Below are 11058 nucleotides of genomic sequence, written 5' to 3'. Positions count from 1 at the left end.
CCATATCGTCCTGCAGGGGCATGTAGCGCCCATCCTGGCGCCAGCCGAGGCCTTGGATGGTTACCTTTAGACCTTTCTCGAAGCGGCTGGGGTCGGTGATTTGCCAGCGGTAGAGGCCGAGCTGCCGCAGAAATAGTCTTCGGTGCCCGTGCCGCAAATGGTGGGGAAGTCGGTGTCGCCATCCATATAGAATTTTATCTCCCCTTCGCCCCACCAGCCGTTGTTGTGGACGCCTATGGCGAGGAAGGTGCCGACGTATTGGCCCTTGCTCTGGATGCTGTCAACGAGGACATAATTCTGTTTATACGGCAGCGGGTTGGTGCGGCGAAACTGGGCGTGGAAATAGGCCGCGTCTTTGGGGATTTCCGTCTCCAAGTAGTCCACCTGGAAATAGAGGGTCATGTCGTGGGTATCTATGTTCTCCATAGTGATTCGGCATTTCTTGCGGAAGGGCATAGGCCAGTAGCAGTTGAAGGCGCTGCCGGGGTTGACACAGATAGCCAGGGGCTGCAAAGGCGCATACTGCCCCCATCCCATGCCAAAGAAATCGCCCACCGGCACCTCCACGGACGGCGTCGCCTCATCATCCCAATAGAAGCGGATAATGGAATAGCGCCAGTTGCCCGTAGGCGTCATCCAGATATGCTGGATGGAGCCGGGGCCTTCTATATCGGCGATGGTAAAGGTCTGGCCGGCCTTGATGACCACGCTTGGACTCACCTTCCAGCCCTGGCCGAGCTCATGTGCCGGTCCAGCCCCTGTGCCCGTGGTAGCTTTCCCGCCGCCGCCTTTTGCGCCGTTGAAATTTTACGGGCTGATGCTCCGGCTTCGGGCCGGCGAGAGGCGGAATAAATTAGAAAGATTGGATTCGACGCCGTTGAAGGGGGATTGGGCGAAAAGCGGCCCGGCAAGGGTCAGCAGTAGTGGCAGGAGGAATCGTTGCATTGGGAGAAGATTTATTTTTTCTAAGGTAACTATTTCTGCTTGAACTTCTTATCAAAGTAGATGTGTCTACATTTCTCCCGCAAATTAGTTGCATGCACATCATCTAATTTAGGCACTTCGAATAGTTGCCATAAATGTCAATCATCAGTAACATCCGCAAAATCGCAGAGTTAAAGAAGGACTCCATTGTCCTTCAATATGAGAATAGTCAGATGACGTATGAAGAGTTGATGCAGAAGGTAGATACCTTTGCTGCTACTCTTCGAAACAAAGGCATCGGTTCCGGAGACCGGGTCGCCATTGTTCTACCCCGGTCGTTCGAAATGATCGTCGCCATTTTGGGGGTTATGGCTGCTGAGGCAACATTTGTGCCTATCGACCCGGACAATCCCACATCCCGAATAGAAACCATATTGCAAGATTGTCAGGCTTCGCTAATCCTACGCGAATTTGACGAAGAATTCCTAACGACGGAGTTAAAGGCCCCTCCCTCTGCTTACATAATATATACTTCAGGTTCTACAGGAAAACCCAAGGGAGTAGAAGTAAGTCATAGTGCACTCGAAAATTATGTTCATTGGGCGATAACAGAACTACCGTTTACGGGGATAGGTGTGCCACTTTTTACGAGCATCTCATTCGACCATGCCCTTACAAACATATTTCCGCCGTTATTAAGTGGAGACAAGATCATAGTACTTCCCCCAATTGCCGGAGGACGTTCTCTGGCGTCAAATCTCTTATCCAGCATCACAAACGATGGCCCCTATAGTTACGTTAAAATAACTCCATCCTTATTCGGTTTCTTAGACAGAGATCAGCGTGCTCAATTGGGATGTCACACAAAACTGTTGATTTTTGGGGGTGAAAAACTCTCCCCTGGCTTAATCTCGGATGCCCGGCGGGACAATGAAGATCTGGCCATACTAAATCATTATGGCCCGACGGAAGCAACGGTTGGTTGCTGCGTATATAAAATTCCAAAACAATTTGCAAATTCGATTGTCCCCATTGGACAACCCATAGCACATGTTAACACAAGTATAAGGCGACCCGATTTATCCATAGCGAATCCGCTAGAAGATGGGGAACTTTTCATTAGTGGAAGCGGACTAGCCAATGGCTATTGGCTAAGGCCAGATCTAACACAAAAAGGTTTTCTAAATTTAAATGACTATACTTTCGGAGACAGCATCTGGTATCGCACGGGGGATCTTGCTTGCGTGAATTCCGAGGGCAATATCGAGCTTCGGGGGAGAATAGATAACCAGATCAAAATCCTAGGCAATCGAATTGAACCTGAAGAGATCATCTTTCATTTGAACAGGTTTCCCGATGTGAAGTCCTCAACCATTTTTTGCCACAAACAAACTAGGCATGATGAATTAATTGCTGTAGTCTCTTATACGGATCGCAAGCCAAATGCGGAAGAAATAAAACGATATCTCCAAGATTTCCTACCCTCTGTTATGATCCCTATAAGATATCTTATACTAGAGGAAATCCCAATAACTGCGAGTGGTAAAATTGATTTGCCAAGGCTATCATCAATGTTGGCTGAGCTCGAAAATGATTTATCTATTGAAGAATCCGTGCTAAACAAATTTCGGGAGATATTGGGCCAGGAGAATATAGGGCCGGAGGATGATTACTTTTTGTTAGGAGGACATTCCTTAGGCACGGTTGAAATAGCGGCATGGGCCGCTGATCACTACGCCATCGACTTAGACATGGGGAGTTTGTTCGATTATCCAACCGCCGGGTCTTTATCGAAACAAATACATATCTTGATAAATGTCAAATTGTAATAAGAATCTCTACAATTCAAAAAAATTAATACCCATAAAATTACTTTTTATGAATCTTGAAGAAATCGAAGCATTAGCCGATCTAATTTCACAAAAGGTGTATCAAAAGGTCATGACAGAAAGTGAATCGATAAATGAGATAAAATTACATCGACTTGAAAAACTAGACGAACTAGCGGAATTAATTGCTACAAAAGTAAATAACAAGCTGGAAGCTTCTGGACAATTGGAAATAAATAGCACCGATCTAACCGCAATGGTAAATTTAGTTTCTGAATTGCAGAACAAGATGGAACCCGATATTATAGTAAAAAAAATAGATTTGTGATTATCTGCCATATTTATGGAAGAAATAATCAAAAAGGACTTTTGTCTTACATGCGGTCAAAGATTCATGGTGCATCGTTTCCAAAATGCACCTAAATATGCTACCCCCACGCAAAGGCTCTATCGATTTAATAAAAATTTCGATCATTCCCTCTTTGCCGCGGCAATCAGGCATACAGTTGCATTACATCCTTCTCTAAGACTTAAGTTGGTTCAAAATAAGGCCGGGTGGTACCAATGCTTTCCAGATCTGGGACCCAACATTTCGGCGATAGAGGTACAGGGGAAGGTTCCTGGAAAGTGCCTGGCTTATGCGCAAAGCATCGTAACAGAGGAGGGACGAAAAGTGTTGGACTTAAGAAATGAACCGCCGGTGACGGCGACGATTATTTCTGTGAACGGAGAACATCTATTGAGTCTTTGCGTAGACCACATTGCCGCCGACGGAATTTCGCTTGATCTTTTTGAGCGAGCTTTAGTTAACTCTTATCAAAATGCCATCAATGGCTGTCTATCATCTGTGGCTCCTTCACAGGCGCTCTTCAGATATATAGCAAAGGAAGTGAGTCAACGCAACCTGGAGAAAAACAACCTGTTATATTGGGAACAGCAGTTAAAAGGCGCTCCCTTAAATTTAGATCCTAATATTGAGATATCTACGACAACTGCCAGTGTATATTGTCATCAACTTACCGGCGAGGCATTTCAACTGCTAATCAATTTTTGTCGCACAAATAAAAGCTCCATATTCCACCTTCTGGCGGCCACTGAGCTGCTTTTATTAGCACGGGCAAGAGATCTGGAGGACATAATACTAAATATCCCGGTCTCAAACAGAATTCTATTGGAAGAACAGGATATTATTGCTAATTTGGTCATGCCTCTACACGTACGCTTTTCGATTAAACCAAATGAACCAGCATTACAATTTTTACATAGAGTACGAAATCAGATTACAGATGCAATGGTCCATCGGCAATTCGACTATCCATCCTTATCGGAATTTATGGCTACAGAAGCTGGTAAACAGGGGTTTTCTAAAGCGAACTCGCTTCTTGCATGCAATTTAGTCATAGACAATGATCCGTTGATCTTTCCCAACGATCTTTTTGCAGAACGACTTGACAGTCAACCATCGACAGGGCAAAACGTTTGGAAAACACGCTTTGAAATAAGCGCTTGCCAAACTAAAGAAAGGTTATCTATTCTTATAAGATGGGATGCTTCCACCTGGCCCATCCAAAGTGATCACATGGAAGAAAAATTCCTATTGACACTCAACAAATTAATGGAATGAGCTAGAGCACCGTCGACGTCATATTGTCTTGCAGCGTCCTGGACGGTCATTCTGTTGTCGCGGATCGCCTTCTCCAAATCCGAATAGGGGGGCAGAACTCGATGAAAGATTTCACTAACTTAGACGTCTCTAAATAAAAACTACCGTGAAGAAGTCTCTTCTGCTTGCCGCCTGTGTATACCTTCTTTTTTAGCGACAACGCCCTGTTGGAGTATCCCTGCCCACAGATGACTCGCCCCACCTGGATCAACCTCAATGGCCTCTGGGATTATGCCGTCGTCGCAAAGGATGCCCCGGCGCCAAAACAGTACGATGGCCAGATCCAGATCCCTACCCCCTGGAATCCGCCCTCTCTAGCGTAAAAAAGCCCCTGCTGCCCATCCAAAACCTTTGGTACCATCGCACCTTTACCCGCCCTGACCTAAAGCCCGGTGAACAACTGTTCTTGCATTTTGGCGCCGTGGACTGGCAGACTACCATATTTGTCAACGGTCACCAAGTGGGCACCCACACCGGCGGCTACACGGCCTTTACATTCGACATCACCGGAGCATTGAAGCAGGGCGACAACGAGCTCCTCGTAAAAGTATTCGACCCCACCGACCAGGGCATCGGTCTGCACGGCAAGCAGGTGCTCAACCCCCACGATATCTATTATACCGCCACCTCGGGCATCTGGCAAACCGTATGGCTGGAGCCCGTGCCCGCCGTCCACATCCAGGATATACAACTGACGCCCGACATCAATAACCAAACCCTCCACACCACTATCTCGGCCCCTGTCGGCTACACCATCGAACTCACCGATTCCTCCAACGGCGCCCCCTGTAGCTACGGCCCAAGGCAACTCTCAAGGCAGCTTAGTCCTCCCCGTCAAAACCCCTCACCTTTCATCTCCCGCCGATCCCTTCCTTTACGATCCGACCATCCGCCTAAAGAAAGGCGGCAAAGTCATCGACGAGGTGAAGAGCTATTTCGGGATGCGCAAGATCAGCATCGGCAAGGACCAAAAGGGTATCGACCGCATCTTCCTCAACAACAAACCCTGTTTCAATCTCGGCGTGCTGGATCAGGGCTTCTGGCCCGACGGGCTGTACACCGCACCCACCGATGAGGCATTGGCCTTCGACATCAAGGCCATCAAGCCAATGGGCTTAAATACCATCAACAAACACATCAAGGTAGAGCCGGCCCGCTGGTATTACCATGCCGATCGACTAGGCATGTTGGTTTGGCAGGATATGGTCAATCCCAATCAGGGATTGCCGGAGGGCGCCAAGGCAGAGTTTGAAAAAAAATCAGCGGAGATCCTCCATCAATTGCACAATGCTCCCTCTATCGTCTGTTGGGTGTTGTTCAACGAGAAATGGGGGCAGTTCGATCAAAAGCGGCTGACAAAATAGATCCGCTCCATCGATCCCAGCCGCATCATCAACGGTCACACCGGCGAGATTCTATACGTCAACGAGCAACTGCGCAGTCCTTCCCCCAATGCTTATGTGGCGGCGGACATCACTGATGTACATAGCTATCCCAACTCGATGATGCTGATCAAGCAGCCGGGTAAGGCGCAGGTGTTGGGCGAATTTGGCGGCATCGTTGTCTTCATCCCCGATCACCAATCGAACAGCGCCAGTGCCTGGGGTTATATCACCGAGAAGCCCGCTACCCTGCCAATCAAATACACGATCATGAACCAGCATCTCCAACTGCTGCAACGTGAGGGTCTCAGTGGCTCCATTTATGCCCAACCTTCGATGTGGAAGGAGAACAAAACGGTCTGATGACCTACGATCGGCAAGTGATCAAGATCCCGTGCGAGCAAATGCGCCGCATCCATGCTGCGCTGAACCCGGATATGAGCACCCTCCTCGACATGACCATCCAGAATGCAGACCTCACCGATCCGGGCATGGTCTATAGCCAATTGCTCCAGCAATACATCGACGGCGAGCACCAGCCAACCTTCCTCCGACGGCTGATGATGATGGCCTCGCAAGTAGGGGATAAGCCCGGCTGGCTGGCGGAGAATATATTGCATCCCTTTCCCTGCCCCTGAGCCAAGACGATATCCGGGCGGTGGCGCAATTCACGAAATCCACCACCGATGCGGGTTTCCAACTGATGACGGAGAATGCCGATGCCTTCCGCAAAGTCCTCGGCGACCGGCCCTATACCGTGGCGCTAATGAATAGTATTTACAAAGGGGAAATCGAACCCTGCGTCAATACCCAGGGGCATCCCGATTGGTCGGCTATTGCCGACAAGGTGAAGCCCTATGGCACCCCTGGCAATGAAATACTCCTCCGCACCGAGACGGTTTATTATCTCAACAACCAGGACTGGAATAATTACGTTCCAAAAACAAAAGAATATATCCAGTTCGATGGCGCCAATCGCCGCGAAATTGAGCGGCGGCGCTTTGAAGAGAATATCCGCGAGCACGCGTCGCCGGCCAACTGACGATCAAACATACGACGCCCCTATTCTAGGTGGACCTAACCGCCCTCCTCGTAAATACATTCGTCACATGCTGTTCCACCCCCTGCACCAACTCATTATGGCTCCCATCATTCCATTCCGCTCGCTGCCCTTAGGTTTCAATTAGCGATGATGTGGATCGATTCCATTTACAAGATCGCCATTGTCAGCAATAATACGGCGCCGATGGGCTTTCTGATTTAATCGTTTCCCTGCGAGGCAAACGCAGGGGTTATCCCTATTTTTCCAGCCTAATGGTTGCTCTGGGTTAGTGGCTTAACCTTCACCTTTATTTATGAAGCGAAAAGATGCACAACTGATCCGCGAGATCCGGGAATTTCTTGACCAGCACCTTTATGAAGACCACCCAATTATTGACATCTGCCGCCGATTCACCATTAATCGTGAAAAATTGCAGGCCGGCTTTCATGATCAGGTACAATCTACGGTTCATGCCTATATCATTCGTCAACGCATGGAGAAGGCAGCGCGGAGGCTCTTGGACTCAGATGACTCCATAAAAGCTATAGCTCTCAACAGTGGTTATAAGAAACAACGAAGTTTTAACAAAACCTTCAAATCCATCTTTCAATTGACTCCGGCCGCTTATCGCCGGCTGCACCAGGCTCGCGAAGAAATAAGACCGTAAGATTATTGTACACTTTCTCTGCCGATAGTAAACCTCTTCATGCTTTAAGTAAACCATCAAATTTTGCTAAGGCCGCTTTGGGCATAGTATCTTGCGTACAGCGTCTAACATAACCCTTATCGACATGTCGAGTCAAAACTACCACCGACCAGTGTTTATGCGTTTTTTTCCTGATTCGTTTTTCATCTCTTCATAATCATCGATTTTTTCGACGGGCTCTGTTCCCAAATTCCTGTTAAGTGTTGGCAATAATTATAATCAACCCATTGATTAAACCATTTTGCTATGCCCAAAAAAGCCATCATCATAGGCGCAGGCCCGGCAGGACTTTCCGCTGCCTACGAACTGCTCAAACGAACAGACATAATTCCAGTAATCCTTGAGAAATCAGGAGACATCGGCGGCATATCGAAAACTGTCAACTATAAAGGGAACCGCATCGATATCGGCGGTCATCGCTTTTTTTCAAAGTCAGACCGCGTCATGGACTGGTGGCTAAGTATTATGCCAATTCAGCCGATGGAGGAAAAGCAATTCACAGTGACTTACCAACAAAAATCGCGAACGATCAAACCAACTGGACCCTCTTCAACGATCGATGGCACAGAACAATCAGACAAAATAATGCTCGTTCGAAGGCGCATTTCCCGCATTTATTTTCTTCGCAAATTCTTTACCTATCCGATCCAATTATCCTTGGATACGCTTAAAAAGCTAGGGGTAGCTCGCACCGCAGGGATTCTGGCTTCCTATATATGCAGAAGGCTTTTTCCAAGAAAACCCGAAAAAAGCCTCGAAGATTTCTTCATCAACCGCTTCGGTAACAAGTTATATAGCTTGTTTTTCAAGGATTACACGGAAAAGGTATGGGGTGTACCCTGTAGCCAAATCTCAGCAGAATGGGGAGCGCAACGGATAAAGGGCATTTCGATAGGAAAGGCTCTCGCCCACGCGGCAAATTCATTTTGGCACAAGAAAAAACCAGGCGATGTAAGCCAAAAGGATACGGAAACTAGCCTTATTGAAAGATTCCTCTATCCCAAATTCGGACCCGGACAGTTGTGGGAAGAAGTCGCAAGACAAATAACTGAGAAAGGAGGCTCAATTCTGTTTCACACGGAAGTAAAAAACCTCATTTCAAAAGTTAATCAAGTGGTAGGCGTTGACGCCTTTAATACCCAAACCCAAGAGACGGATTCTTATGATGGCGACTATTTCTTTTCAACCATGCCGGTACAAGAATTGATTGCTGGAATGGATGATGTGGCACCAGCTAGTGTACAGGAGGTGGCAAGGGGCTTACAATACCGCGATTTTATTACCGTGGGGGTTCTCCTGAAAAAAATGTCCCCTCCAGGAAAAAGAGAGAATGAGAACAAGAGTCACATCTTGCCCGATACCTGGATCTATATCCAGGAAAAGGACGTAAAAGTAGGCCGACTGCAGATCTTCAACAACTGGAGCCCGTTTATGGTTAAGGATCCCGATACGGTATGGGTAGGGATGGAATATTTCTGCAATAAGGCGGACGATTTCTGGTTGCAACCGGATGAGGCCATTAGTAGCCTCGCGATCAAGGAACTGGACAAAATGGGGTTAGCCAGGGTAAGCGACGTCCTGGATAGTACGGTACTGCGAATGGAAAAAACTTATCCCGCCTATTTTGGCACGTACAATAGATTCGACGAAGTGCGGCAATTCGTAGATGGCTTTGAGAACCTTTTCCTTGTGGGCCGCAACGGGATGCATAAATACAATAATTCCGATCATTCGATGTTGACAGCGATGGTCGCGGTAGATAATATCATCGCAGGGGTGACGGAAAAGGCGAATATATGGGAGATAAACACTGAACAGAATTATCATGAGGAGAAATCAACCCCAGAAGATCAATTGCAACGAGAAACACAGAGAGCCGATTTGATAAAACAAAGATCGACATCAGGGATCGAGCAGGTAACACCCGATTTGTCCTTTAGAACATTTCTATTCGAAAATAAGCAAAACAAACTTTACCTCTGGCTAGCCGCAATAGCCATCATCATCCAGTTCAGTCTTTTTAAATATTGGTACCCTTTTCCAAGCTTTATTCATGGCGATTCGTTCATATACCTTGACATGGCCCGTGATAACAAGGATATCGATACTTTGCCCATAGGATATCCTCGGTTCCTTCGCCTGTTTAGCGTCTTTTCCAATTCCGATACGGCACTGGTCACCTTTCAATACCTCTTGATCCAATGCAGCGCCTTATTTCTCCTATTTACTATATTCTACTTTTATAAGCCAGGAAAATCAATCCAACGGCTCTTATTAGCATTCATCGTTCTGAACCCCCTGTTTTTGCACCTTGCAAATCTGGTGTCTAGCGACGCTTTATTCCTGGCCCTTAGCTGTACGTGGTTCTCTTTAATAATATGGATAATTAACCGCCCTTCAACAAGAATAATCGTGCTACATGCGCTCATATTATCCTATGCATTCACCGTCCGTTATAACGCGCTAATCTATCCACTGCTCTCAGCAGTAGCGTTTGGCCTATCCCAATTATCCATTCGAAAAAAAATATTGGGGCTTTGTTTGTCGGTCCTGCTTTGCTCATTGTTTATTTTATACACAGGAAATAGATACAAACAACTAACCGGCACATGGCAATTCAGCCCCTTCAGCGGTTGGCAAATGGCCGGCAATGCCTTGGTAGCCTATCGGTTCGTTGACAGCGCCGATCACAACAAAGCCCCCAGGCAGTTCGAGTCGATAGACAACATGATCCGCCGCTTTTATGCTACCTCACGACTACCCGATGGAGTGCTTGCATCCAGTTCGTTTTATATGTGGGCGCGAGGTATGCCCTTACAGCGATATATGCAGCGTCGGTTCGCCGGAGATACTTCGGCGGATACCCTAAGAAAATGGGCATCAATGGGGCCATTTTACACCAGCTATAGTGGCTACCTTATCCGAACATATCCTATCCATTATCTTCGATACTTTTTGTGGCCGAACGCATCAAACTATTATGCCCCACCTGTTGAATACTTGGAATATTATAATGGGGGAGAAGACTATGTCGACAAGAATGCCCAGACCTGGTTTGGATATCGGGCTCAAAAAATAAAATCACGATTTGAAGATAGCAGAGTATATATCCTATCGTTTTATCCTATACTCACGGGTATCGTCAATGTGCTGTTCTTCTGCGGCTTGCTTTGTTATTTGTTGCTCAGCGGCTATAGGGACAAGAGCCCTTTCCCAAAGCTCATGGCAATCGCGGCTACAATCTGGTTGCTTAATGCAGGGTTTGCGATCTTCGCATCTCCCGCTGCTCTTCGCTTCCAGGCATTTCCAGTCATCCTGACCACTGTTTTCGCAGTACTCGTTATCGACTGGATGGTGCAACAAATGAAAGCACAGGTGAAGCAAAAGATGGAGGGAGTGAACACTCCCTTCTCAAAAGGCGTTAATGTTATGTACTGACATAGGTTGTCAAAAATGGTTGTCGTTAAACCGATAAACCATGCCATACAGGGAGCTCAAATTCCCAGGATCAA

At 47.1% G+C, this 11058-nt stretch carries 12 protein-coding genes and 2 pseudogenes; 12 read left to right on the top strand and 2 right to left on the bottom strand.

Features of this window, described 5'->3' with window-relative positions; all coding sequences use genetic code 11:
• Window positions 1–66: 66 nt before the first annotated feature.
• The gene (locus IEY39_RS29990; protein WP_229689122.1) at window positions 67–720 is read right to left on the bottom strand and encodes a glycoside hydrolase family 172 protein; all 654 of its coding nucleotides are present in this window, start codon (window positions 718–720) and stop codon (window positions 67–69) included.
• 87 nt (window positions 721–807) lie between these two features.
• Window positions 808–945: a hypothetical protein gene (locus IEY39_RS29985; RefSeq protein ID WP_229689121.1), complete on the bottom strand. Its 138-nt coding sequence runs from the start codon at window positions 943–945 to the stop codon at window positions 808–810.
• Window positions 946–1079: 134 nt separating this feature from the next.
• Between IEY39_RS29985 and IEY39_RS27930 the strand changes: the two genes are divergently transcribed.
• From IEY39_RS27930 to IEY39_RS27885, 12 genes and pseudogenes are all read left to right on the top strand, one after another.
• Window positions 1080–2753, top strand: coding sequence for a non-ribosomal peptide synthetase (locus tag IEY39_RS27930; protein ID WP_188937865.1), 1674 nt, complete (start codon window positions 1080–1082; stop codon window positions 2751–2753).
• Between the two features lie 49 nt (window positions 2754–2802).
• A complete protein-coding gene (locus IEY39_RS27925) occupies window positions 2803–3081 on the top strand; it encodes a hypothetical protein (RefSeq protein WP_188937864.1) in 279 nt (92 codons plus the stop codon).
• Between the two features lie 15 nt (window positions 3082–3096).
• On the top strand, window positions 3097–4377 hold the full coding sequence (locus tag IEY39_RS27920) for a condensation domain-containing protein (protein ID WP_188937863.1): 1281 nt from the start codon (window positions 3097–3099) through the stop codon (window positions 4375–4377).
• A gap of 164 nt (window positions 4378–4541) precedes the next feature.
• A complete protein-coding gene (locus tag IEY39_RS29980) occupies window positions 4542–4739 on the top strand; it encodes a hypothetical protein (RefSeq protein WP_229689120.1) in 198 nt (65 codons plus the stop codon).
• A pseudogene (locus tag IEY39_RS29975) lies at window positions 4715–5011 on the top strand (glycosyl hydrolase 2 galactose-binding domain-containing protein); the annotation flags it as partial. The gene IEY39_RS29980 and the pseudogene IEY39_RS29975, both read left to right, overlap by 25 nt.
• A 112-nt stretch (window positions 5012–5123) precedes the next feature.
• Window positions 5124–5303: pseudogene (locus IEY39_RS29970) on the top strand (hypothetical protein); the annotation flags it as partial.
• Window positions 5304–5339: 36 nt separating this feature from the next.
• On the top strand, window positions 5340–5780 hold the full coding sequence (locus IEY39_RS27910) for a glycoside hydrolase family 2 protein (RefSeq protein WP_229689119.1): 441 nt from the start codon (window positions 5340–5342) through the stop codon (window positions 5778–5780).
• A gap of 138 nt (window positions 5781–5918) precedes the next feature.
• Window positions 5919–6161, top strand: coding sequence for a hypothetical protein (locus IEY39_RS27905; protein ID WP_188937862.1), 243 nt, complete (start codon window positions 5919–5921; stop codon window positions 6159–6161).
• On the top strand, window positions 6137–6436 hold the full coding sequence (locus IEY39_RS27900; protein WP_229689118.1) for a hypothetical protein: 300 nt from the start codon (window positions 6137–6139) through the stop codon (window positions 6434–6436). The genes IEY39_RS27905 and IEY39_RS27900 overlap by 25 nt, the downstream gene beginning before the upstream one ends.
• A 20-nt stretch (window positions 6437–6456) precedes the next feature.
• Entirely contained in the window at window positions 6457–6840 is a 384-nt protein-coding gene (locus tag IEY39_RS27895) for a hypothetical protein (protein ID WP_188937859.1), read from the top strand.
• A gap of 313 nt (window positions 6841–7153) precedes the next feature.
• Entirely contained in the window at window positions 7154–7507 is a 354-nt protein-coding gene (locus tag IEY39_RS27890) for a helix-turn-helix domain-containing protein (protein WP_188937858.1), read from the top strand.
• Window positions 7508–7792: 285 nt separating this feature from the next.
• Window positions 7793–10984 (top strand): NAD(P)/FAD-dependent oxidoreductase, encoded by a 3192-nt coding sequence (locus IEY39_RS27885; protein ID WP_188937857.1) that lies wholly within the window; start codon window positions 7793–7795, stop codon window positions 10982–10984.
• The last annotated feature ends 74 nt before the right edge of the window (window positions 10985–11058 follow it).

The organism is Puia dinghuensis, assembly GCF_014642875.1.
Classification (GTDB): Bacteria; Bacteroidota; Bacteroidia; order Chitinophagales; family Chitinophagaceae; genus Puia; species Puia dinghuensis.
This window is presented reverse-complemented; position numbering and strand designations above follow the sequence as displayed.

Coding starts and splice junctions, on each gene's coding strand:
- IEY39_RS27920 (WP_188937863.1), top strand. CDS start 3,097: ATGGAAGAAATAATCAAAAAGGACTTTTGTCTTACATGCGGTCAAAGA.
- IEY39_RS27905 (WP_188937862.1), top strand. CDS start 5,919: ATGATGCTGATCAAGCAGCCGGGTAAGGCGCAGGTGTTGGGCGAATTT.
- IEY39_RS29985 (WP_229689121.1), bottom strand. CDS start 945: ATGCAACGATTCCTCCTGCCACTACTGCTGACCCTTGCCGGGCCGCTT.
- IEY39_RS27930 (WP_188937865.1), top strand. CDS start 1,080: ATGTCAATCATCAGTAACATCCGCAAAATCGCAGAGTTAAAGAAGGAC.
- IEY39_RS27890 (WP_188937858.1), top strand. CDS start 7,154: ATGAAGCGAAAAGATGCACAACTGATCCGCGAGATCCGGGAATTTCTT.
- IEY39_RS27885 (WP_188937857.1), top strand. CDS start 7,793: ATGCCCAAAAAAGCCATCATCATAGGCGCAGGCCCGGCAGGACTTTCC.
- IEY39_RS27925 (WP_188937864.1), top strand. CDS start 2,803: ATGAATCTTGAAGAAATCGAAGCATTAGCCGATCTAATTTCACAAAAG.